Annotated in this window: 21 protein-coding genes and 1 tRNA gene; 11 read left to right on the forward strand and 11 right to left on the reverse strand. The window is 69.5% G+C overall.

Going from position 1 to position 22,843, the window contains the following annotated elements:
* Window positions 1–1,071 (forward strand): D-alanyl-D-alanine carboxypeptidase family protein (locus ACILQS_RS08590; RefSeq protein WP_395639708.1); only part of this gene is annotated, 1,071 nt, incomplete at its 5' end.
* Window positions 1,072–1,075: 4 nt separating this feature from the next.
* On the opposite strand, the gene ACILQS_RS08595 is transcribed toward ACILQS_RS08590, so the two are convergent.
* Window positions 1,076–1,837: an SGNH/GDSL hydrolase family protein gene (locus tag ACILQS_RS08595; RefSeq protein WP_395639709.1), complete on the reverse strand. Its 762-nt coding sequence runs from the start codon at window positions 1,835–1,837 to the stop codon at window positions 1,076–1,078.
* A gap of 135 nt (window positions 1,838–1,972) precedes the next feature.
* Here ACILQS_RS08595 and ACILQS_RS08600 point away from each other — a divergent pair, with 135 nt between their 5' ends.
* The 4 genes from ACILQS_RS08600 to ACILQS_RS08615 all read left to right on the forward strand — a co-directional run bounded on the left by ACILQS_RS08600 (window position 1,973) and on the right by ACILQS_RS08615 (window position 6,351).
* Window positions 1,973–2,242, forward strand: a complete 270-nt coding sequence (locus ACILQS_RS08600) for a GlsB/YeaQ/YmgE family stress response membrane protein (protein WP_395639710.1) — start codon at window positions 1,973–1,975, stop codon at window positions 2,240–2,242.
* Window positions 2,243–2,365: 123 nt separating this feature from the next.
* Window positions 2,366–3,613 carry a DNA polymerase IV gene (gene dinB, locus ACILQS_RS08605; protein ID WP_395639711.1) on the forward strand — a complete coding sequence of 416 codons (1,248 nt, stop codon included), beginning with the start codon at window positions 2,366–2,368 and terminating at the stop codon, window positions 3,611–3,613.
* A gap of 36 nt (window positions 3,614–3,649) precedes the next feature.
* Window positions 3,650–5,452 (forward strand): DEAD/DEAH box helicase, encoded by a 1,803-nt coding sequence (locus tag ACILQS_RS08610; protein WP_395639712.1) that lies wholly within the window; start codon window positions 3,650–3,652, stop codon window positions 5,450–5,452.
* Window positions 5,452–6,351 (forward strand): oxygenase MpaB family protein, encoded by a 900-nt coding sequence (locus ACILQS_RS08615; RefSeq protein WP_395639713.1) that lies wholly within the window; start codon window positions 5,452–5,454, stop codon window positions 6,349–6,351. The genes ACILQS_RS08610 and ACILQS_RS08615 overlap by 1 nt, the downstream gene beginning before the upstream one ends.
* Here ACILQS_RS08615 and ACILQS_RS08620 read toward each other — a convergent pair.
* Together ACILQS_RS08620 and ACILQS_RS08625 are read right to left on the reverse strand one after the other, a co-directional pair.
* On the reverse strand, window positions 6,339–7,559 hold the full coding sequence (locus tag ACILQS_RS08620; protein ID WP_395639714.1) for a GDSL-type esterase/lipase family protein: 1,221 nt from the start codon (window positions 7,557–7,559) through the stop codon (window positions 6,339–6,341). The genes ACILQS_RS08615 and ACILQS_RS08620 overlap by 13 nt on opposite strands.
* 144 nt (window positions 7,560–7,703) lie before the next feature.
* Window positions 7,704–11,123, reverse strand: coding sequence for an error-prone DNA polymerase (locus ACILQS_RS08625; protein ID WP_395639715.1), 3,420 nt, complete (start codon window positions 11,121–11,123; stop codon window positions 7,704–7,706).
* A gap of 28 nt (window positions 11,124–11,151) precedes the next feature.
* On the opposite strand from ACILQS_RS08625, the gene ACILQS_RS08630 reads away from it, so the two are divergent.
* Window positions 11,152–11,712, forward strand: a complete 561-nt coding sequence (locus ACILQS_RS08630; protein WP_395639716.1) for a GNAT family N-acetyltransferase — start codon at window positions 11,152–11,154, stop codon at window positions 11,710–11,712.
* 58 nt (window positions 11,713–11,770) lie between these two features.
* Here ACILQS_RS08630 and ACILQS_RS08635 read toward each other — a convergent pair whose 3' ends face one another.
* Together ACILQS_RS08635 and ACILQS_RS08640 are read right to left on the reverse strand one after the other, a co-directional pair.
* Window positions 11,771–13,318: a DNA polymerase Y family protein gene (locus ACILQS_RS08635; protein ID WP_395639717.1), complete on the reverse strand. Its 1,548-nt coding sequence runs from the start codon at window positions 13,316–13,318 to the stop codon at window positions 11,771–11,773.
* 58 nt (window positions 13,319–13,376) lie between these two features.
* Window positions 13,377–13,991 (reverse strand): LysE family translocator, encoded by a 615-nt coding sequence (locus tag ACILQS_RS08640; RefSeq protein WP_395639718.1) that lies wholly within the window; start codon window positions 13,989–13,991, stop codon window positions 13,377–13,379.
* A 46-nt stretch (window positions 13,992–14,037) separates the two neighbouring features.
* Between ACILQS_RS08640 and ACILQS_RS08645 the strand changes: the two genes are divergently transcribed.
* Window positions 14,038–14,373 (forward strand): DUF2834 domain-containing protein, encoded by a 336-nt coding sequence (locus ACILQS_RS08645; protein WP_395639719.1) that lies wholly within the window; start codon window positions 14,038–14,040, stop codon window positions 14,371–14,373.
* A 59-nt stretch (window positions 14,374–14,432) separates the two neighbouring features.
* Here ACILQS_RS08645 and ACILQS_RS08650 read toward each other — a convergent pair whose 3' ends face one another.
* Together ACILQS_RS08650 and ACILQS_RS08655 are read right to left on the reverse strand one after the other, a co-directional pair.
* Complete coding sequence (locus tag ACILQS_RS08650; protein WP_395639720.1) at window positions 14,433–14,729, reverse strand: DUF1905 domain-containing protein; 297 nt, start codon at window positions 14,727–14,729, stop codon at window positions 14,433–14,435.
* Between the two features lie 28 nt (window positions 14,730–14,757).
* Window positions 14,758–15,495 carry a hypothetical protein gene (locus ACILQS_RS08655; RefSeq protein ID WP_395639721.1) on the reverse strand — a complete coding sequence of 246 codons (738 nt, stop codon included), beginning with the start codon at window positions 15,493–15,495 and terminating at the stop codon, window positions 14,758–14,760.
* Between ACILQS_RS08655 and ACILQS_RS08660 the strand changes: the two genes are divergently transcribed.
* Together ACILQS_RS08660 and ACILQS_RS08665 are read left to right on the forward strand one after the other, a co-directional pair.
* Complete coding sequence (locus tag ACILQS_RS08660) at window positions 15,494–16,195, forward strand: LLM class flavin-dependent oxidoreductase (RefSeq protein WP_395639722.1); 702 nt, start codon at window positions 15,494–15,496, stop codon at window positions 16,193–16,195. The genes ACILQS_RS08655 and ACILQS_RS08660 overlap by 2 nt on opposite strands.
* 11 nt (window positions 16,196–16,206) lie before the next feature.
* Window positions 16,207–16,755 (forward strand): KH domain-containing protein, encoded by a 549-nt coding sequence (locus ACILQS_RS08665; protein WP_395639723.1) that lies wholly within the window; start codon window positions 16,207–16,209, stop codon window positions 16,753–16,755.
* Between the two features lie 310 nt (window positions 16,756–17,065).
* Here the strand turns inward: ACILQS_RS08665 and ACILQS_RS08670 are convergent, their stop codons facing one another.
* Window positions 17,066–17,689 (reverse strand): hypothetical protein, encoded by a 624-nt coding sequence (locus ACILQS_RS08670; protein WP_395639724.1) that lies wholly within the window; start codon window positions 17,687–17,689, stop codon window positions 17,066–17,068.
* 306 nt (window positions 17,690–17,995) lie between these two features.
* On the opposite strand from ACILQS_RS08670, the gene ACILQS_RS08675 reads away from it, so the two are divergent.
* On the forward strand, window positions 17,996–19,126 hold the full coding sequence (locus tag ACILQS_RS08675) for a hypothetical protein (protein WP_395639725.1): 1,131 nt from the start codon (window positions 17,996–17,998) through the stop codon (window positions 19,124–19,126).
* Window positions 19,127–19,224: 98 nt separating this feature from the next.
* Here ACILQS_RS08675 and ACILQS_RS08680 read toward each other — a convergent pair whose 3' ends face one another.
* The 3 genes from ACILQS_RS08680 to ACILQS_RS08690 form a co-directional block, all read right to left on the reverse strand.
* Complete coding sequence (locus ACILQS_RS08680; protein ID WP_395639726.1) at window positions 19,225–20,352, reverse strand: BsuBI/PstI family type II restriction endonuclease; 1,128 nt, start codon at window positions 20,350–20,352, stop codon at window positions 19,225–19,227.
* A complete protein-coding gene (locus tag ACILQS_RS08685) occupies window positions 20,349–21,884 on the reverse strand; it encodes an Eco57I restriction-modification methylase domain-containing protein (RefSeq protein WP_395639727.1) in 1,536 nt (511 codons plus the stop codon). Before ACILQS_RS08685 ends, ACILQS_RS08680 begins: the two co-directional genes overlap by 4 nt.
* Before the next feature lie 349 nt (window positions 21,885–22,233).
* Window positions 22,234–22,317 (reverse strand) — tRNA-Leu (locus ACILQS_RS08690).
* Between the two features lie 109 nt (window positions 22,318–22,426).
* Here ACILQS_RS08690 and ACILQS_RS08695 point away from each other — a divergent pair.
* On the forward strand, window positions 22,427–22,843 hold a 417-nt coding region (locus ACILQS_RS08695), incomplete at its 3' end, for a M20/M25/M40 family metallo-hydrolase (RefSeq protein WP_395639728.1).

Consider the following 22,843-nt stretch of genomic DNA (forward strand, 5'->3'; position numbering starts at 1 on the left):
CCGACGGTGCCCGCGCTCGCCTTCCCGGGCTACGGCGCGAGCGCGATCGGAGCGGTCGGATATCCCGGGGTGCTCGCCCAGAGCGGCGCGACCTCGCCCCTGTCGATGGCGAGCATCACGAAAGTGATCACGGCACTCGTGGTGCTGGAGTCGCACCCTCTCGCGGTCGGCGAAGCCGGCCCCACCGTGACGATGACGGCGGCCGATGCGGCGCTCTACGGCACCTACCTCGCTCAGAACGGCACGGTCTCGAACGTGCGGGCGGGCATGACCTTCACCGAGCGGGAGCTGCTGGAGCTCACCCTCATCAAGTCGGCGAACAACTACACGATGAGCACGGCGCTGTGGGCCTTCGGCTCACTCGAGGGCTACGTCGCGGCGGCGCGGTCGTGGCTGACGGCGCACGGGCTCGATCAGATCGTCGTCAACGAACCGACCGGGATCGACCCGTCCAATGTCGCCCCGGTGGATCAGCTGATCGAGCTCGGCAAGATCGCGCTCGAGCATCCCGTCGTCGCCGAGATCGTCAGCACCCGGGAGACCTCCGTGCCTCAGCTCGGGGTTCTGCCCAATACCAACAAGCTGCTCGGCATCAGCGGCGTCGACGGCATCAAGACCGGCACCCTCGACGACTTCGGCGCGAATCTGCTGTTCTCGGCCGACTACGCCGTCGGCGAGTCGACGGTCACCGTCGTCGGGGTGGTGCTCGCCGGACCGAACCACGACCAGATCGACGCCGACATCGTGACCCTGCTGGGCACGACGCTCGCGAACTTCACCGAGGTGGAGGTCGCCGCCGACGCCGAGGCGTTCGCACGGTACGACGCGATCTGGGGGGAGTCGGTGGTCGCCGTCGCCGCCGACCGCGTCACCCTCCTCACCTGGGCGGGCGCCCCCGTCGACGTCGAGGTCGTCACCGACGAGGTGCGCACCGGGACCGTCGGAGAGGATGTCGGCGACATCCGCTTCACGTCGGGACCGATGTCGGTCACCGTCGATCTGGAACTCGCCGCCGATCTCGACGACCCCGGACCGTGGTGGCGGCTCACCAACCCCGCGCTGCTGTTCTGACGCCTCAGAACCCCGGGCGCTTCGGCTGCACGTGGTCGCCCGACGACTGCTGACGGAGTCGCCGCAGGATCCACGGGCCGAAGTACTCCCGCGCCCAGCCGATGTCGTCGATGCGCGCGTGACGCCAGGGACGCTTCGGCAGCGGATCCGCCTCGAAGGGCTCCAGGTCGTGCGGCACGTTGAGCGCGTCGAGCACCATTCGCGCGATCGTCTGATGACCGACCGGGGAGAAGTGCAGGCGGTCGGGGGCCCACATCCTCGGGTCGGTCAGTTCGCGCAACGCCCACATGTCGGCGACGATCGCGTCGTGGCGCTTCGCGATCGCATGCAGGTTCTCGTTGTAGATGGCCACCTTGCCGCGGATGCGTCCCAGCACCGGCGTGCCGCCGATGTCGGGGCCGTTGAACATCACGACCGTCGCCCCGTCGCGTCGCAGTCGGGCGATCCCGGTGTCGAGACGCGACGCGACCTCGTCGGGGTCGGTGCCGGGGCGGATGATGTCGTTGCCGCCCGCCGAGATCGAGATGAGGTCGGGGCGGAGTTCGAGGGCGGGATCCACCTGATCGTCGAGGATCTGCTGAAGCAGTCGGCCGCGAATCGCGAGGTTGGCGTAGGCGAAGTCCTCGGCCTGCGCCGCGAGTACCTCCGCGACGCGATCCGCCCAGCCGCGATGACCGCCGGGCGATGCGGGTTCGGGGTCGCCGATGCCTTCGGTGAACGAGTCGCCGATCGCGACGTAGCGCGACCACGGATGACGAGAAGCCATACCTCTAGATTGGCACGAGGATGCGTCACTTTCAGGAGATCCGGCCCGCGTCAAGACCCCTTCGCCTTCGCCGCGGTAATGATTTGCTGTCTTCTCGTAGGCGAGACCCGCCTCGCACAAGAAAGTAGGTTCACCGTGGGAATTCTGGGATGGATCGTCCTCGGCCTCATTGCTGGCGCGATCGCTAAGGCGATTCTGCCGGGCCGTCAGGGCGGCGGGTGGATCGCAACGCTGATCCTCGGCGTCGTCGGCGCACTGCTCGGCGGCTTCATCGGAAGCGCCGTCTTCGGCATCGGTCTGGAAGAGTTCTGGTCGCTCCAGACGTGGATCGTCGCGATCGTCGGCGCGATCATCGTGCTCCTGATCTACGGCCTCGTCACGCGCGGCAGCCGCACGCGCGCCTGACGCACGACCGGCGAACGGCCGGAGTCGGAACGGAGGAATCCGGACCGGCTCCGGCCGTTCCTTGTCTCCGGGCGATCCCTGCGGAGCCGAGGGGATGACGGGGGCCGGTGACAGGATGCAGGAGTGAGCAAGCAGGACGGCAGCGGGCGGCAGACCACCGCGGCCTCGGCGGTCGACGATCTCACCGCGCACATCCTGCACGTCGACATGGACGCGTTCTTCGCCTCGGTCGAGCTGCTCGAGCATCCGGAACTGGTGGGAAAGCCCGTCATCGTCGGGCATCCGTCGCTGCGATCCGTCGTCACGGCGGCGACCTACGAGGCGCGCAAGTTCGGGGTGAACTCCGCGATGCCGATGGCGGTCGCGATGCGCCGCTGCCCGCAGGCGATCGTGCTCGAGCCGCACTACGACCGCTATCAGAAGTACTCGGGCATCGTCATGGATCTGTTCCGCGACATCACGCCGCACGTGGAGGTGCTCGGCATCGACGAGGCGTTCCTCGACGTCGCAAGCGCGCGGCGTCTGATGGGTACGCCCTGGCAGATCGGCACCCTCGTCCGGGAGCGGGTCTTCGCCGAGACCGGCTTGCGCTGCTCGGTCGGCGCGGCGTCGACCAAGTACGTCGCGAAGCTCGCCTCGAGCCGCTCCAAGCCCGACGGGCTCCTCGTCATCCCGGCCGCCGACACGCTCGCCTTCCTCCACCCGCAGCCGATCTCGGCGCTCTGGGGCGTCGGGGTGAAAACCGCCGAGAAGCTGGAGCGCCTCGGGCTCCGCACGGTCGGGGACGTCGCCGACATCCCGATCGACGCGCTCATCCGCGCCGTGGGTCCGGCCTCCGCCGCGCATCTGAACGCTCTCGCGTGGGCGCGCGATCCGCGGGCGGTGGTGACCGAGCACACCGAGAAGAGCATCGGCCACGAGCGCACGTTCGAGACGAACCTCGTCGGCCTCGCCGAACTCGAGAAGGAGATGCTGCGGCTGTCGAACGCCGTCGGAGTGCGCTTGCGCCGCAGCGGGATGCAGGCGCGCACGGTCTCGCTCAAGCTCCGCTTCGGCGACTTCTCGACGATCACCCGCTCGCGCACACTCGCCGATCCGACCGATCTCGGGCGTCGGATCTACGAGGAGGCGCGGTCGCTCTACGCCGAGTCGGGGCGCACCGGCGAACCCATCCGGCTGCTCGGGGTGCGCGGCGAGCAACTCACGGGGCGCGTGAGCGAGCCCGGACTCTGGGACGACGACGGCGACTGGCGCGAGGCGGAGCACACGCTCGACGCGATCACGGCGAAGTTCGGCAAGACCCTGGTGCGGCCAGCCACCCTGATCGGCGACGATCCCGACCGGCGGATGCCGATGCGGGGCACCGATTAGGGGGCGTGTCGGCGAGGTCGCGTATCGTCTTCTCAAGTGAGCGAGACGTCGGCTTCTACGCAGAACGGGGGGCCGGTCTTCCGGGCCACCGCCGCGGCCGAGCACCTCCCGCCGAGCTTCCCCGAGCGCGCCGCGCGCGGCACCGTCGCGAAGCTGCGGGCCTGGCAGGAGGAGGCCCTCGCCGCCTACCACGCGCGGACGACGCGCGACTTCCTCGTGTCCGCGACACCGGGGGCCGGCAAGACGGCGTTCGCCCTGCGGCTCGCCTCGGAGCTGCTGCAGGCCCGCGTGATCGACCGCGTCACCGTGGTCGCGCCTACCGAGCACCTGAAGAACCAGTGGGCCGATGCCGCGCACCGCGCCGGCATCCGTCTCGATCCCCGGTTCAGCAACAAGCACTCGCGCGAGTCCCGGCCGTTCCACGGCGTGGCCGTCACCTACGCGCAGGTCGCGGTGCGCCCCTCGCTGCACAAGGCCCTCACCGAGTCCAAGCGCTCCCTCGTCATCCTCGACGAGGTGCACCACGGCGGCGACGCGCTGTCCTGGGGCGACGCCATCCGCGAGGCGTTCGAGGGCGCGACGCGTCGGCTGTCGCTCACCGGCACGCCGTTCCGGTCGGACACCGCGCCGATCCCCTTCGTCTCCTACCTGCGCGATGAGCGCGGGGTGCGTCTGTCGCAGACCGACTACGGCTACGGTTACGGCCGCGCCCTCGCCGACGGCATCGTGCGACCCGTCGTGTTCCTGTCGTACGCCGGATCGATGCGCTGGCGTACGCGGCAGGGCGACGAGATGGAAGCATCGCTCGGCCAGGGCGACACGAACGACGTCACCGCGCAGGCCTGGCGCGCGGCCCTCGATCCGGGCGGCGACTGGATCCCGGCGGTGCTCGCCGCGGCCGACCGACGGCTCTCGGAAGTGCGGCGCGACGTTCCGGATGCCGGCGGACTCGTCATCGCGACCGATCATGTGACGGCGCGCGCCTACGCCACGATCCTCGCCGGGATCACCGGGCACGAACCGACCGTCGTGTTGAGCGACGAGGCGGGGGGCAGCGAGAAGATCCAGCAGTTCGCCGACGGCACGCAGCGATGGATGGTGGCGGTGCGCATGGTCTCGGAGGGCGTCGACGTGCCGCGGCTGATGGTCGGGGTGTACGCGACGAGCTCGTCCACGCCGCTGTTCTTCGCTCAGGCGATCGGACGCTTCGTCCGCACCCGTCGTCGCGGCGAATTGGCGTCGATCTTCGTGCCGAGCGTGCCGGTGCTGCTCGCACTCGCCGCCGAGCTGGAGCGCGAACGCGACCACGCGCTCGACCGCATCCGCGACGACGACGAACTGCTCGACGACGAGAGCCTCGAGCAGGCTCAGGAACGCGAAGCCGCTTCGGCGGATCTCCTCGATGAGTTCGAGTGGCAGGCGCTCGGGTCGGTCGCGACCTTCGAGAAGGTGCTCTACGACGGTCAGGACTTCGGCACCCTCGCCGAGCCCGGGAGCGCCGAGGAGTGGGAGTTCATCGGCATCCCCGGCATCCTCGAACCCGAGGACGTCAGCCGCCTGCTGAAGCTGCGGCAGGCGCGTCAGCAACGCCGAGGGGTCGAACGGTCCCGCGAGGAGCCGGCGCGCGAAGCCCCCGTCGCCCTGCACCGGACGCTCACCGAGCAGCGGAAGCTGCTCAACAGCCTGGTCTCGATCTGGGCGCGCACCACGGGGGAGACCCACGCGCAGGTCCACGCCGAGGTGCGGAGGATGGGCGGGGGGCCGGAGGTCTCCCGCGCCACGGTCGCGCAGCTCCAGGCCCGCATCGACATCCTGCGCAAGCGTGTGAACGGTCGCTGATGGCTCGGCAGTCTCTGCGCGCCCGGCTGCTCACCGCGGTGGCCGGTGACCCCGACGGGCGGGCGCCGTATGTGCTCGAGCTCGCCGAGGGCGACGACGCCGGCTACTTCGCCGAGGGATCCGCCCCGTGGGTCGTCCACGCCGGGATGGGCACCTTCGTCGCCGGCATCCGCGCCCTCCTGATGCAGGCGCTGCACCCCGGCGCGATGGCGGGCGTGCACGACTGGTCGCGGTACCGGGAGGACCCCCTCGGGCGCTTGTCCGGCACGGTGCGCTGGATCGTCGTGCTGACCTTCGGCTCGACAGCCCAGGCCGACCGGGAGACCGCGCGCGTCGGCCGGTTCCACGCGCGAGTCGCGGGGGAGTACACGGCGGGCGACGGCGAGGCGCGCCGGTACTCGGCGACGGATGGCGACCTGGTCGACTGGGTGCATGTCACCTTCGCCGACGCCTTCCTCACCTGCCAGGAGACCTGGGGCGACGGCATCCCGGGCGGACCCGACGCGTACGTGAACGACTGGGCGACCGCCGGTCGGCTGATGGGAGTGGCGGCTCCGCCGCTGACCGCCGCGGAACTCCGAGCGCGCCGCGACGGCTACCTCGCGCGCGGCGAACTCCGCGGCGACGACCGCTCCGCCGACGTCGTGCGGTTCCTTCGTCGCCCGCCGTTCCGCGGGTCCCTCGGCATCGCCTACCGCCTGCTCTTCGCGGCCGCGGTGGCGACCATCCCGGCGCCCTACCGGCGGATGCTGGGCCTTCGCCGCTCGATCTTCCCGGTGCGAGCGGTCACCGGGATCGTGCTGCGCCTCGCCCAGCGGGCGCTCGGCTCGGGCCCCCGGGCGCAGGATTTCGCCCGGATGCGCCTCCGCCGGCTCGAGGCCGCGGCTCAGAGCGAGTAGGCCGGCCCGGCCGGCGCCGGCGGTTGCGACGTCTTCTCGAAGCGGCGCAGTTCGGCCTCGGCCTGAAGCGCCATGCCGCGCAACGCCTCGATCAACACCGCGTCGCCCGGGCGCGACCGCGAGCCCTGGAGACAGAACGACCCGATGACGGTGCCGTCGGAGGCGTGGAGCGGGTACCCGGCGTAGAAGTTGATGTATGAGAGTTCGGTGAGCGGGTTGTCGGTGAAACGCGGGTCGGCCCGGACGTCGGGGATGATGACCGGCGCGCCCTCGGCGACCGTGTACTGGCAGAAGGAGAGATCGAGTGGCACCGACTCGGGCATCACATCCGTGTTGTTGCCGTAGTAGAGCCGATCGCCGTTGACGAGACTGACGACTGCGAGCTCGACCTTGAAGACCTTCTGGGCGGTCTCGGCGAGACGGCGGAGCACCGGCGAGCCTCCCTGGGCGGCGAGAGCGACGACCTCCTCGGTGCCGCTCCACTGCCAGATCGGGTCGGCCTGGGGCTCCCGTGCCTCGGCCCGGGGGCGGGCGTCGAGCAGGTGAGGCGCGACTTCGGTCGCGATCGACGTGCCGAGCTGCGCGTAGATCGCGCCCGGCGTGAGGCGTCCACGTCGATCCGGCGTGAAGTCGGCGGCCTCGAGGTAGGCGACGCCGTACTCGGCGACGACCCGGCGCGTCACCGCATTCAGCCGCTCGCGGTGCTTGTGGGCGAAGCGCGCGGCGGGACCGTCGAAGGCCGGGAGGGCGTCGACCGGCGGGATCCCGACGACGACCGTCGGCACGTCCGGCCGCAGGCGGGCGACGACGGCGGACAGCAGGTCGCGGAGGCCGCGCTCCCAGTCCTCGAGAGATGTGCGGCGTAGGGCGTCGTTGAGCCCGATCGCGACGACGAAGGCGTCGATCGGGTCGAGTTTGCGAACACCGACCCACGCCAAGGCCGATCGCATGTTCATCGATTCGGCTCCGACGACATCCAGGTCGCACCCTCGACCGGTGCGGTCGCCGAGGGCTTCGGCGAGGCGACCGGTGAGCGCATCCCGGTGCGAGTCGACGCCCCAGCCGGCGGTGAAGCCGTTGCCGAGCAGCAGCACGCGGTCGGCTCGGGGGTCGCCCGTGCGGGTCACGGCAGAGTCCTGCGGGCGCCGGTGCTTGCGGAGCTCGAGCAGGCGCAGGGCGTACCAGGCGCGTAGGGCGGCGCGCAACATCGTCGACACGATCACGTCCCCTTCGGGTGGGTCTTTTGATCTCCTGCCAGGCTAGACGGTCCCGTCTGTCCGCCGCGTGTCCCCCTTCGCGTCACAATCCGATGAGTGGGGTGCTCCGAATGCCCGAGATCAGGATCGCGACGCTCAGCGGAAGTCGCGGGAACGGTGCAGCACTCCGGCGCTGAGCGGCTCGAAGGCATCGGCGAGCAGGTTGGTGACGCCTTCCTCGCTCCGCTCGAGGATGCCGCGCACCAGCAGCGCGGGAGACTCCCGGGCGACGCGGCGGTAGCGCTTCCAGACCCCGACCGAGCAGATGACGTTGACCCAGCCGTGCTCGTCCTCGAGGTTCATGAACGTCATCCCGCTCGCGGTACCCGGCCGCTGGCGGTGGGTGACGAGGCCGGCGACTTCGACCCGGCGCCCGGATTCGTGCGTGCGCAGGGCCGCCGACGGCAGCACGCCCCGCTCATCGAGCGCGGCCCGCAGGTGCGCGACCGGGTGGTCGTCGACCGAGATGCCGGTCGCCCAGAGGTCGTCGCGTAGCACCTCGAACGACGTCGGGTCGGCGAACAGCGGAGGCTGCACCGTGACGATGCTCGACGGCAGGAACTCGGCGCGATCGCCCGCCGCCGCCCCCGCACGCCAGAGCGCCTCGCGCCGCCCGAGGTCGAAACCCTCGAACGCGTCGGCACTCGCCAGGGCCTCCAGCTGCGCCGTCGTCAGACCGACCCGACGCACGAGATCCTCCATCGAGGCGAACGGCCCGCGGTTCCGCGCCGCGACGATCCGCTCCGCGACCGCCTCCCCGATGCCGCGCACCCCCGCGAGCCCGAGCCGCACGGCGGCGCCGCCGTCTCTGCGGTGGGCGGCCGTGGCGTCGGGGGCGGAGCGATCGAAGGCGGGCACCGGCGGCTGCTCGGCGAAGCAGGCATCCAGCCCCGTCTCGTCGACCACCCCGGTCCCCTCGAGAGGGCTCTGCTCGTCACGAGGGCTCTGCTCGTCACGAGGTTCGACGGTCGCGAACACCCCGGAGCGGTGGATGTCGGGACGCCGCACCTCCACCCCGTGGCGTCGGGTGTCGGCGACGAGGGTCGCGGGGGAGTAGAAGCCCATCGGCTGCGCCCGCAGCAGCCCGGCGAGGAACGCCGCCGGGTAGTGCAGCTTCAGCCACGACGACGCGTAGACGAGCAGCGCGAACGACAGGGCGTGGCTCTCGGCGAAGCCGAAGTTGGCGAACGCCTGGATCTGCCCGTAGACGATGTCGATGCCCGCGTCATCCACTCCTTTCGCGCGGAGCCCGACGGCGAGCTTCTCGCGGAGCGACTCGATCCTGACCTTGCCGCGCTTGGACCCGAGCGAGCGGCGCAGCAGGTCGGCCTCCTCGGCATCGAGCCCGCCGAGGTCGCGGGCGATCTTCAGCACCTGCTCCTGGAACACCGGAACGCCGAAGGTCTTGTCGAGGATCGGCTCGAGGTCGGGATGCAGGTACTCGAACGGCTCGCCCAGCTTGCGCCGCACGAACGGATGGACGGCTCCGCCCTGGATCGGACCCGGCCGGATGAGCGCGATCTGGATGACGAGGTCGTAGAACCGTCGCGGCTGCAGCCGGGGGAGCAAGCCCATCTGCGCCCGGGACTCCACCTGGAAGACGCCGATCGCGTCGGCCCGGCAGAGCGCGTCGTAGGTCGCCGCTTCCTCCTTCGGGATCGTCGACAGCGTGAGTTCGCGCCCGAAGACCGACCGCACCTGGTCGAACGAATGCTGGAGGGCGGACAGCATCCCGAGCCCCAGCAGGTCGAACTTGACCAGGCCCATCCAGGCGCAGTCGTCCTTCTCCCACTGCAGTACGGTGCGGTTCGCCATGCGCGCGTGCTCGATCGGCACCACCTCGCCGATCGGACGCTCGGTCATCACCATCCCGCCCGAGTGGATGCCGAGGTGCCGTGGGAAGCCGAGCAGCTCACCCGAGAGGTCGAGCACCGGGCGGGGGATGTCGCGGAGGTCCTCGACCACCGGATCGCCCCAGCGTTCGAGCCGCTTCGACCAGGCGTCCTGCTGCCCGGGACCGTGGCCGAGCGCCTTCGCCATGTCGCGCACGGCGTTGCGCGGCGTGTAGGTGACGACGTTCGCGACCTGCGCGGCGTTCTCGCGGCCGTAGCGCTCGTAGACGTACTGGATGACCTCCTCCCGCCGGTCGGAGTCGAAGTCGACGTCGATGTCGGGCTCCTCGTCGCGGATGCTCGACAGGAACCGTTCGAACGGCAGGTCGTAGTAGATCGCGTCGATCGCGGTGATGCCGAGCACGTAGCAGACGGCGGAGCTCGCGGCCGAGCCACGACCCTGACAGAGGATGCCGGCACCCTTCGCGAAGTCGACGATGTCTTTCACGAGCATGAAGTAGCCGGGGAAATCCTTCGCGGCGATGACATCCAGCTCGCTCTGCAGCCGGCGGCGGTGGCCCTCGGGGAGGTTCGGTCCGTACTTCTCGGTGGCCCCCTTCCAGGTCTCGGCGGCGAGCCAGCCCATCAGGGTGAGGCCGTCGGGCACATCCAGTTGCGGCAGGCGCGGGGTGGCGCTGCGCAACTCGAACGCGGTCTCGCGGGCCAGGGTCGCCGAGTACTCGACGGCACCGGGATATCGGGCGAACCGCCGGGCCATCTCGAAGCCCGACCGCAGGTAGCCGCCCCCCGCCGCGGGCAGCCAGGGCTCGTGCTGGTCGAGGCTCGCGCGCGCCCGCACGGCGGCGAGGGCCGTGGCGAGCGGAGCGCTCTCGGGACGGGCGTAGTGCACGTTGCCGGTCGCGACGATGGGCAGGCCGAGGTCGTGTGCGAGTTCGGCGAGGGCGTCGTTGCGGTCGGAGTCGAGCGGGTCGCCGCGGTCGGTGAGCTCGACGATCACGTTGTCGCGGCCGAAGCGTTCCACGAGCGCGGTCAGCTCCCGGGCCGCCGCCTGGCGTCCGTGGGTCGCGAGGGCCTGACGCACGGTGCCCTTGCGGCATCCGCTCAGCACTGCCCAGTGCCCGTCGTCGGGCCCGCCGGCGATCTCGGCGAGCTGGTCGAGGTCGTACACCGGGCGACCCTTCTCCCCGCCGCCGAGGTGCGCCTTCGTCAGCGCCAGCGACAGCCGGTGGTAGCCCTCGACGCCGCGCGCGAGCACGAGCAGGTGCGCGCCCTCCGGATCCGGGATGCCGTTCTGCGGGCTGCGCAGGCCGAGCGACAGCTCCGCGCCGTAGACACTCGGCATCCGGTGGGCGAGGGCGGCTTCGGCGAATCGCACGGCCCCGTAGAAGCCGTCGTGATCGGTAAGGGCGATCGCCTCGAGGTTGAGCCGCTTCGCCTCCTCGACGAGGTGCTCGGGCATGCTGGCGCCGTCGAGGAACGAGTAGGCGGAGTGCACGTGCAGTTCGGCGTACGGCACGACCGGTTCATCGGGGCTCTCCAGCGTCGGCGCGACGTATTTCGGGCGGTGGTTGTGCGCGGTCGCGCCGTCGGGTTTCGGCGCCTGCCCCGACATCCGTCGCTCGAGTTCGCTCCAGTCGTAGGGCGGGTTGTGCCAGCCGCCCATGTCAGTACTCGCGTCCTAGGCTGCGGGCATGGCGACGGAAGTGCTGTCGGCGGTCGGCCGATACGACGGGTTCTTCGAGGTCGTCGGGGTGAAGAAGCCCGGCGGACAAGGCTGCTGGTGCATGGCCTACCGCGACTCGCGGGTGCCGATCGACGAGCGCGCCGCCTATATGGAGAACCAGTGCGCGACGGACCCGGGGCCGGGGGTGCTCGCCTACGTCGACGGCGAGGTCGCCGGTTGGTGCTCGGTCGCCCCGCGCTCGACCTACCGCCGGTTGATGAACTCGCACACCATTCCGACGCTCGATGATCGCGACCCCTGGTCGATCGTGTGCTTCGTCGTGCGGGCCGGGTACCGCAAGCGGGGGATCATGCACGACCTCCTCGACGGCGCCGTCGCCCATGCGAAGAAGCACGGGTCGACGGTCGTCGAAGGGTACCCGGCGGAGGTCGGCGCCGACCGGGTCGACGTGATCTCGGGCTACGTCGGTACGACGGCGTTGTTCGAGGCGCACGGCTTCTCGCGAGCTTCGGAGACGACGGGGAGGTCGGGCGGTCGGCCGCGCTGGCTCATGCGTCGGGAGCTGTGAGGTCGGGGGGTCGATACGCGTGCCGTTGCGCGGCGCGCTACTCAACCCGCGGGAGCGCTCAGTCGTAGCGTCCATGGGCCCACCAGCCTCGGGAGTCGAGCACGAGCAGCCACGCCTCCCCGGAGGCATCCACCACCTGGAACCGCTGGGCCGCCCGGGAGGTCGCCGGATCCCACCAGCGTTCCTCGAGCGGCCACGGCCCCGCCCAGGCGGTGAGATCGCGACGGGTCCCCGTGGGCGACACGATGACCGCCGGGGACGCGCTGAGCACCCCGCGCTCGGTGACCGACACCGGGGCCCCGCGCACGTCTTCGACCCCGATCTGCCGGGGGATCTCGTACACCGTCGCCGGATGCGGCGGGGGCACCGCTCCCGGCCACGGACGTCGCGGGTCGCGCGCGAGCACCGGACGATCCCCCCAGGCCACCCGCTGCTGGCGGTCGGCCGGCATCCGCCCGCCCGCCGGGACGGCGGTGCCGACGCCTTCGTGGCCGAGCATGCCCTGCACCCGGCTCAGCCCGGAGTGCACCCCCTCATCGGGGCCGGTTCCCCAGATGCCGCGTTCGTGCGCGCCGACCGGGTCGACGGTCTCGGGGGTGAGCCGCACCCGGGCGACGGGGGAGCGCAGTTCTCCTGCGATCGCGTCGAGTTGCCAGCGCACCCGGTCGACGACCTCGCTCGCCGTGAACGAGCGCGGATGCAGCCACACCCGGTCGCTAATCTCGCCGTCGGCGCCGAGCAGCTCGACCCGCAGAGCCGTGCAGACGAGCCGCTGTTCGAGCAGGTCGTCGAGGAACCGCTCCGAGGCCGTGCGCACGCCGAAGGCGATCTGGTCGGCACGATCGAGCGGAGGCTCGAACTCGACGACCGCGTCGACGTCGCGCGGCGGGATGCGCGGGGCCGCCGGCCGGGGATCGCGTCCAGCGGCGAGGGCGTGCAGCCGCGCGCCCAGCGGACCGAAGCGGGCGATGACATCCGTCTCGGCGAGAGCCGCGAAGGCGCCGAGGGTGCGGATGCCGAGCCGGGGGAGCAGCCCGACCAGCTCCGGGTCGTCGAGCAGCCCGACCGGGAGCGGGGCGAGGAACGCCGCCGCGGCCCCGGCCGGCACGATCGTGACGGGGGACCCGTCCGCCGGGATCCAACGGGCGGCGCGCTCGGCGGCGAACAGCCCGTCGGCGATCCCGGCGCGCGCCTGCGGCACCCCGAGTTCGTCGAGCGTGCCGAGCAGGGCGAGCGCGGCCGCCGTCTCGCCGCCGTAGTAGCGGGCAGGGCCCCGGGAGCGCACCGCGACCATCCCGGGCCGCAGCGGATGCACGCCGGGCAGGGCGCCCTCGAGAGCCGCGAGCACCGGTTCGAACATGCGGGCGTCGAGCGCGGGGTCGTAGCGCAGCAGATGGATCGCCGGACACCGCGCCTGCGCCTCGCGCTGGCGCATCCCGCGGCGCACCCCCTCGGCCCGGGCCGCGGGGGTGCAGGCGAGCACGACGTTCTTCTCGATCAGCGCGACCGGGGCGTCGCCCGGCAGCCGTTCGGCCTGGGCGTGCGCGTGCACCGGCCAGTCGGGGCACCACAGCACGAGCAATCGAGGGGGTGCCTGTTCGAACATGTGTTCGAGTGTGTCATGCCCGTCCGACGATGGGAACAGCTCGCCAGAGAGCGGGCGGCTAGACCCGCTCCGGCACGGCGAGCCGCGCCGCGAGCAGCACGTAGGCGGCGGCGAACGAGCGCCGCATCCAGGTCACCACGCGCGGGCGCCGGATGACCTGCGCGCGGAAGCCGGACGCGAACAGCCCGTAGAGGGCGAACACCACGAAGGTCGCCGCCATGAAGATCCCGCTGAGCAGCAGCATCATCGGCAGGGTGTCCGGCCGCCCGGGGTTCACGAACTGCGGCAGGAACGCGAAGAAGAAGATCGTCAGCTTCGGGTTGAGCAGGTTGATGAGCACCCCCGTGCCGATCACCCGCCACGGCGACCGCGGGGTCGCGTCGGCGTCGGCGACGAGCGAGCTGCGGTCGCGCCAGGTCAGCACCGCGAGGTAGATCAGGTACGCGACACCGAGGTACTTCACGACGTTGAAGGCGACGGCGCTCGTGTGCAGCAGGGCGGCGAGACCGGTGATCGCGGCGATCAGGTGCGGGATGATCCCGACGGTGCAGGCGAAGGCCGCGAGGATGCTCGCGCGGGCGCCGCGGGCGAGTCCGGCCGCGATCGTGTACAGCGCGCCCGTGCCCGGGGTCGCGACGACGACGAGGGTCGTGATCCAGAACTCGATGCTCACGGCGCCTCCCTACTCACAGGGGCGAACCTAGTCGCATACTTCGATCATGGAAACTCCGCGCTGGACGCCGCTCGCACTCGTCTACCTCGTGCTCGCGATCGTGGGCCTCGTCGGCACCTGGACCTTCAACATCCTCGCCATCACGTCGGGGTCGGACTTCGTCGGGGAGTGGTTCTCGAACGGCTTCGCGACCCAGTCGCTGCAGCTCGATCTGCTCGTGCTCGCCGTCGCCGTCGGCGCGTTCCTCGTCGTCGAGGGGCGCCGGATCGGGATGCGCCGGGCGTGGCTGTTCCTGCCGCTCGCCGCCGTGACCGCCGCCGCGTTCGCCGTACCGCTCTTCCTCGCTCTGCGCGAACGCCGTCTCGCGGCGCCCCGTTCCTGACTCTCGGGATTCCGTGGGGCAGTCAACGTAGAGGGACCGAGGGGTCGGATTTCCGAGAGTTAGGAACCCAGCTCGACCTTCACCGTCACGACGTCGTCGATCCCGAGACCTTCGGCCTTCCGCACGGCCTTCTTGAGCGGCAGCACGTAGACGCCCTCCTTCGACGGGAAGATCGAGGTGCGCCAGGTCGTCGCGCCGATCGTCGCGGTGACCCTGACCGAGCCGAAGCCGCGCGGGACGCCTGCGGCGAACTCGCGGATCTCCGCCGACTCCTCGGCGGGCAGGCTCACGAACGTCCAGGTGTCGGTCGCGCGGGCATCCCAGGCCCACACCGGCGCGTCGAACAGGTAGATCACGCTCCGACTCTAGGGAGCGACGCCGACTCTAAGGAGCGACGCTGCGCAGGGGCACGATGTCGCGCACCCGAGGTTCGACGGGAGCCACCTGCTGGTCGACGCCCGGCAGCCACAGTCGCCGCGACTTCGCCCGGCCCTGCCACGACGCGGAGACCGACGAGGCGGTGACCTGACGCGCGGTGAGGTGGCCGAATCCCGAGCCGAGCCCCACCCAGGCGCTTTCGGAGACCGTGAGGGCGGCATCCGTCTGCGGCCACTCGCCGAGCGACACCAGCACCGCCTCGCGCTGCCGCAGCCGCGCGGCGAGTTTGCCGGCGGCGGCCTCGGGAACCCGGGCCCGCCCCTCCCGCACCGGCGGTTTCACGAGCACGACCGAGACGACGTCGACGAGCGCCGAGACGACCGACATCCATTGCTGGCCGGGATGCGGCACGAGCACGAGCCGCTCGAGGTCGATCCCGAGGCCGGCCGCCGCCTCGACACCGATGTCGGGAAGACCGACGATCGCGCACCAGGCTCCCGCCGCCGACGGACCCTGGAGCAGCGCGAGGGCGAGGGTCGTCGACGCCGTCACCTGGTACCGCCCGCCCGCGGCGAGCGCCCCGCCGGGCAGCAGGTCACCCAGCGCGGGGTGGGTGGGGATGGCGCGGGTGTCGAGCCGGTTGCGCTGCATGCCGCGGATGCGGGCCTGCAGCGCGCGCACCGTGTCGGCGCGCGCGTCGACAGGCTCGGCGACGACCGCCGCTGCCGAACCCGACTCGAACATGTGTTCGATCCTGTCACGCTCGGCCGACAACCGCATCGACAGGCGTAACGTCGAGATCATGCGCTTCGGCTTCCACTTCATGGACTTCAACCTCCCCGGCGAACCGGCGAGTCTCGCCCGGGCGATCGCCGCCAGCGCGCGGGCGACCGAGGAGGCGGGTGGATCCTGGTTCACCGCGATGGACCACTACTTCCAGATGGAGGTGTACCGCACGGCGCACGACCCGATGCTCGAGGGCTACACCGTCCTCGGCTTCGCTGCGGCGCACACGAGCCGCGTCAAGCTCGGCACCCTGGTGACCGGCATCACCTACCGGCATCCCGGGGTGCTGTCGAAGATCGTCACGACGCTCGACGTGCTCTCGGAAGGCCGCGCGATGCTCGGCGTGGGAGCCGCCTGGTACGACCGCGAGCACCACGCCCTCGGAGTTCCGTACCCGGCGATGGCGGAGCGCTTCGAGCGGCTCGAGGAGACGATCCAGATCGCCCTCCAGATCGGGGGAAGCGGCGAGCGCAAGACGCTGCGGATGGTGGCGCAGTACGCCGACATCTGCAACCTCAACGTCACCGAGCCGGAGGAGGTCGCCGCCCTCGGCATCGAGCACGTGCAGCTGCGCAACCGCGTGCCCGACCCGGCCGGCTACATCCGCGCGTTCGGCGAGAAGGTCGCGCCCCGGCTCGCCGACATCCAGACCGCCTGAGAGACTCGACCGTGCTGTTCGGGGTGCCGGTGGAGACGCTCGTTCCCGGCGCCGCGGTGCTCGCCGTCGTCGTCGGGCTCCTGCTGTGGCGTCCGTGGCGTCGGCATCCGGAACCGGTCGCGGTGCGGTTCACCCCGCACGCCGTCGAGCGGATGGCGCAGCGCCGGGTCAGTGAGGCGCAGGTGCGGGAGGTGCTCGCGCATCCCGATCGGGCCGTGGCGACGACATACGAGTCGCCCGACGGCGGCGAGCGCGACAGCGTGCGCCTCGAGCGGGGCTTCCGCCGGCGTCTGCTCAAGGTCTGGGTGCCGGCCGACTGGCGTGCGAACGGGATCGTCGCCGTCAAGTCGGTCGCCTGGCAGTATTCGGAGACGCTTCGGATCCCCGGCGCCCGGGCAGGACGGATCATCGGACGGGGCGGCCAGACGATCCGGGACCTCGAGCGCGCGTACGACGTCCGCATCTCGGTCGACGGCGGGATGGGTCTGGCGCGCATCGTCGGGGACGACGCCGGCTCCGTCGCGAGCGCCCGCCGCGAGATCCGGCGGCTCGTGCGCTGAGCCCTGCCGAAAAAGGAGGAAGGCCCCGGATCGTGAGATCAGGGGCCTTCACACTCGTGCGCGAGGGGGGACTTGAACTCTGAGCGGACCCCAGAGGAGACGGGGGAGCCTATCGAGTAGCCCTAAACGACGATGCTCTAGCGTGCGCCACGCTCACCACGACACCTGTTCGATGCCGGGTCGTTGTGGGGGCTGGCGTGGGGGATCGACCCGAGAGAGGAAACATCGGATTTTTTAGCGCCTCGTGCCGCTAAGGGCGCTACGCGCGCCCACCGCGCGCATTAGGGGTTCGTGGGTTCAGCACCTAGCGCTACCGGAAGATTGCAATCGGTGTCACCACGACGGCTGGGCCACTAACTTCTAGCTCCGCGTCCAGCCCAAGCTGCTTCGCCTGCGGCGAGCGAAGTGATTGGGCGAGCTCCTCGCGCTTCTCGGCGGGAACCATTGCGAGCATTCCGCCCGTCGCGTCTCCGACCACAACTACCTCATCGTCGCGCAACACACGTTGGACCCGCACGAACGCGGTCGCGTCAAGATCCCACTCGGCGCTGATGACGTACTCGCGCTTGAGCTCAGCAACGACCTTGAAACCGAGGGTGCCGGGGACCGTGATCGTGACGGAGGTCTGCTGTTGGTTTCCAGCGAGTGCCGTGAAGGCAGCCATGCTCTCCCGCGTTCCCGCGTCGATGTCAACCGATGCATTGGGGAGCTTCTCGACAAAGCCGAGCATCGGAAGGAAGCGGGCAAGAACATCGACAAGAGGCCCGAGACCTGCCGCAACGACTCGTCCATCGAACTCAACAAACGACTTGCGACTGGCGGGGGCGGCGTCCGCCGCAGCATCCGCCCGATCGATGACGCGGATTTCATCTCGCCCGTCGAGCAAGTTGTAGAGACGCTCGAACTCGGATGCCGCGACCTGTCGGATCACCATTTCCGTCTCGCGTTCGTTGGTCCCGCCGACGCCAGCATTCGCGCCGAGCCCGCGCCTCCGAGGGACACCCCTGCATCGCCCTTCACTGAGCGGGTTTCGCGAGAACGCTCTTCGTCGATTTGCCCGCCTTCAAGCTGAGCAAGAAAGGTGCGCGTCAACTCGCGGTCGAGGTAAAGGAAGTCCCTGATTGCCTTGAGGGGAGCGTACGCGTCGGGCGGGGTCGACGCCCGACCGATCGGGAGTCGAGGGCATGAGCGCCCTTCGCGCGAACGTCGGTCCGATTTTTTTCCTGTCACACTCGGGGCCGTGGCGGAACTTGTGGAGACAGCATCCTCGGGCGGCAGAGTCTGCGCGTTCTGCGGAAGCACCGCGACCTTGACGCGAGAACACGTATTTGGGGACTGGCTCAGCAAGATCGGGCTAGGTGACGAGCCGGCGGAGCTGGTCGCTGGCTCGCTCAATCAGCTTGGCAAGAAGTTGGGCCCGACACGTCCGTTCCAGACCAAGGTCAAGAACGTCTGTGCGACCTGCAATAACGGATGGATGGGTCGGCTTGAGGAGACCGCCAAGCGGGTGCTGACGCCCCTGGTTCTCGGCGGTTCCGGCCAAATAGAGAGGCCGGATCAGGGCGCTATCGCGGCGTGGATTCAGAAGACGGCCCTCATGGCGATGTACGTATCCTCCGCCGAAGACAGGGCAAACGGTCACGGGCTCCCTCCCCAGGAGTACGCGTTGCTCTACCGAAACCGAGACCGCATGGAGCCAACTGCCAACAGCAAGTTCTGGGTTGGCAGCTACTCGGGTGCGCTTCGTCAGGGCGGCGTGTGGGTGACCCCGATCGCAGTGAATGTAGATGGGTACCCCGAACCAGAGTTTGCCCACGGATACTCGATGACGATTGCCCTCGGCGCGGTCGTGTTTCATGGCGTTCGTTTCACTGAACTTCCGTTCGGTCACGGTGTGGCCGCTTCGCCGCCTCTTGTTCAGATATGGCCTGGTTCCGACGACGCTGCGATGCCCACAGAAGCCAGCGTTTCCAACGAGGAGTTCTTGCCTGTGGCTCAGGGACGTCGGCTCCTTCTCGGCGACGAGGGGCTAAGTCTCCGTCCGCTGAGCTCGGCGATCAACTCGCCCGACAGCGAGTTGGTCGGCACTGCTCTGAGAATGCCCACGCCATGTGGCAAGGGTCACTTCATCTTTTACCCCGCCGCATTCGCTCAAGATGGTATGCAGGGGCGATTCCTCTGGTTCCACGTTTCCTGCGATTGCGGCATCGCATATCTGATTCATGTCCGCGACGACGGCGCGCACGTGAGGTCAGCAGGAGAGCCAGGCCGAATCGTGGCGGAGTTCGAGGATCTCCCCGGCGAAGAGCTTGTCTACGACGACGGGACCGTGCCGTTCACCTGCAAACGGGACTCCAAGGCAACGGGATAGCCCCGCGGTCGCCGATCAGGGAATGCCCGGCGGGGCTTGTGGAGAGCGTACTCATCGGGCGCTAAGCGCACCATGCTTCGCCGCGTGAGGCGGGCCGTCTATGGACGAAGCTGCGTCACGACCGCGAGCGTCGGAGTCGCGTCGCCGTCCAGCACATCCCAGACCAGCTCGTTGTCGGGCTCTGTCACGAACCATGCGTAGGTACCACTGGCGAGGTCTTTCAGATGACGCTTTGCCGGTGCGGAGTTACGCGAGGTAAACGCGGAGAGAAACCGGCACGATGCAGTCGGGATGCCCTGCGCCTCTGCCCACGCCAGCAGGCGTGCCTTGCGCGACTCACTGATTTCACCGCCGGTTGCCACAGCCTCGATGATCCAGAAGGTGATGGGAGTCTGTCCCGCGTCGACAATCAGAGCGTCGGGAAGGAGAGTGGAGACGTCGATCTCGATTCCAACGTGGCCAAGCAGCTGCGCGTCAGCCACGTAGATCTTGTCGCCCGGTTCGGAGATCGTGAGTACTCGCGGCGTCGAGAGTTTTCTCGGTGCCCACTCCTCGATGACGCCCTTGAGAATGAGTGAGGCTTCACCGGGTTCGAGGAGCCGGTGCTGCCCGCCAGGGAGGGTGACATCGATCACATGCGCCTCTTGCGCGAGCTGGTGGGCGCTCAAAGCTTTCACTCGGCCAGATGTCGACATGTGATCTTCAGTCCACTCGAGGACTGCGGCGATCAACTCCTCGCCCTCAAGTTGCGGGTCGAAGAGCGCGGCGAAGTGATCGGCAAGCTGCCAGCGCGGTGTCGGGCTGGAGGTCTGAAGATCGCCCCGACTGACCACGGCCCCATAGTCGCGCCACTGCGGGAGCGTCTCGTCTCGAAGCGTTTCCCTGGTGTTGTCGGCATAGCGCGCCGCGAATGTGATTCCCCAGCTCGCTTCGAGCTCCGCTACCTTGCGCTTGCTCTGCGCAGCCGCTCTATGCCAGGCGTCGCGATCTGCGGGAGAGTCGTGACCGAGGGCCGGATCGTTGAGCCAGAGGCCCATCGTTGGACGAAGGTAGCGCTGCTCGGCCCCTTCCGATTCGTCGTGAACGGCCCCGACATAGATCAACGCCGACAGGCCTGCGGCAGCAAGAGGGTTGCTGAGCACGGAATCGAAGGCGGCTGGCGGAAAGATCAACGCAAGCCGCTCGGCGCAAAGGGCGACGTTGACGACCGGGAGGTGAATCGTCATGAGCCACCTACTCCTCGGTAAACGATCGAGAGCGCGGTCTCGAGTTCTCCGGCACTAAGCCCCTCCCATGAGGCGAGCGTCTGCCTATCGGGCAGAGGCAGCGCGGCGAGTTCATAGGAGCTGACAGCGACAGATCCGGAAATACAGCGCATAAGGCGATCGAAGGTCTGAGATGCCAACATTCGAGCGAGCGTCGAGCGCGAGATGAGAGGTTCATCGACTGTGGGCCGAAGCACGTTCAGATGATTCTCGACCACGACGCTGCCGCCGAGCCCGTCGAGGTCGGCCTGGGTCAGCTCGGTCACGACGAGACGCCTCGGTTGTTCCGGAGCGGTGGTGCGCTGCACAAGAACCGCGGGGCCGGCCAGCTCCATAACCTCGCGATCGGCGACCCCGCGGAGAGTCACGTAACGCATGGCGTTGCGCTTAGCATCCCGTTCGATCGAGCCACCGTCGATGTCGGCCGCCCAGAGCACGTAACGTCGGTCGGTCGCGGGGCGAGGGTGCAGATCCTTTCTACGCCGGTTCCAGACAAGCGGCCCAGTCGAGGCGCGCCATCCCGCGGCCTGAAGGGTGAGCGGCAGTTTCGTCGCAGCGGCGGCGAGAGTCGCGTCAGACGACTCTCGGGGCAGGAGCCACGGATCGCTGCCGCGTGGCGAAGGTACCCGTGCGACAGGTGCGAGCGTCCCGTTGATTCGCGAGATCTCTGCGGATCGTGCTCGCCGCGGGGTGAATACCGCGAGGCACGTTTCTTGGAGGACGCCGGTGAATGTGCCACTCCGCTTATGGACAAAGGTGAGAGAGCGGAGCGGGGCACTCTCGCCAAGCCTTTCGCGGAGTCGGTGGAAGTAGAGCCCCGACGCGAAGCTCGTCGGGACAAGAGCTGAGATCGCCCCATCCTCCGCGGTCTTGCCGAGTGCATTCGCGACGAACATCGCATAGAGATTCGCGTGGCCGTACAGCGAGTCCGAGAACTGCTCGCGTCGAGCGGGCGAAAGTCGCTGGCGACCGTAGGGCGGATTCATGATCCACGTGTGCGCCGGGGGCAGATTTGGGTCCAGTCCGTCGCCGACTCTGGCAAGGGCAGGCAGCGGTCGTCTCAGTGACTCAGGCACCCGCGCCAACGTCGGCAGCATCTCAGCGGCGAACGTGACGTTAGCGAAGTAGACCGCCCAAGGATCGGAGTCGATGCCCTCGATGACGTTCGGCAGGGCTGCGAGGGTGATCGTCGGGTCAGCCGATCGGCTTGCCTGAAGATGCTCTCGGAGCGCGGGCAGGATGAGTGCGCCTGCGCCGACCGCAGGATCGCGGAGAAGTCCGGGCAGGGCTCGCGGATCAATGCCGAAGCCGAGCGCCTTGCGGGTCATCGCCCAGAGACGTTCTGACAAGTCTCGCGGCGTGTAGTGCTTGCCATACATGGCGCGTTCCGCGGAGTCGAGCGACCCCACGTAGCGAGCGCCAAGATCCCACGCGTCGTAGTGCTCGCCGATGTCTTCAGGTTGAGGAATCGGGGCCGGAGGCTGGTAATCCAAGGCAACGTCGAGGTCGAGCCATGAGTGCGACAGACCAGCCCTGAGAGCGCGCGCTGCCCACCATCCGCGAAGCGGTGCGAGAGCCGCGTGCAGCTCCGGGTGCGGCGCCGAGCGGCTCGGAACGAGTCGCAAATTCGGCGTCCCTGACATGCGTCTCACGATAGCCAGGCGCGACGACTCTCCAGGGTGCCTCGCCGAGAGCAGCATTCGCCTCAGCCCCGGAAGCGAGCTACTTAGACTCGTAAGGAGGAGCCAGCAGGTCCGCGAGCGAGACCCGAGCGCGGCGGCGATCTTGAACCATGTCGCGCCACAAACGCAAAGAGGCCCGGTTTCCCGGGCCTCACTCGCGTGCGCGAGGGGGGACTTGAACCCCCACGCCCTTTCGGGCACTAGCACCTCAAGCTAGCGCGTCTGCCATTTCCGCCACCCGCGCGAGTGCGCCGCCGTCGTGAGAAATCACTGGGCGACCGAGGATAGACACTAGCACGCAGCTCCCAGCCTCTCCGACCGGGCCCGTCGCCGCGGGCAGCTACTCTGGACCGATGGCGGATGACGAGCTCGAGCAGACCGCCGCGATCGCGCGGGACCTCATCCGCTTCGAGACCGTCAACTTCGGCGGCGGGCGCAGCAACGGCGAGACCGAGGCCGCGGAGTACGTGGCCGCGAAGCTGGAATCCCTCGGACTGACCCCGCAGCTCGTCGACGCCGCACCCGGCCGCACGAGCGTCGTCGCCCGCGTGCCGGGCCGCGACCCGGCGCGTCCGGCGATGGTGCTGCACGGTCACCTCGACGTCGTGCCGGCCGACCCCGCGAACTGGAGCGTCGACCCGTTCGCGGGCGTGGTCAAGGACGGCATGCTGTGGGGCCGGGGAGCTGTCGACATGAAGGACATGGATGCCATGATCCTGACCTCGCTCGACGACATCCTGTCCTCGGGGGATTTGCCGGCCCGTGAGCTC

The sequence above is a fragment of the Pseudolysinimonas sp. genome (genome assembly GCF_044239695.1).
Classification (GTDB): Bacteria; Actinomycetota; Actinomycetes; order Actinomycetales; family Microbacteriaceae; genus Pseudolysinimonas_A.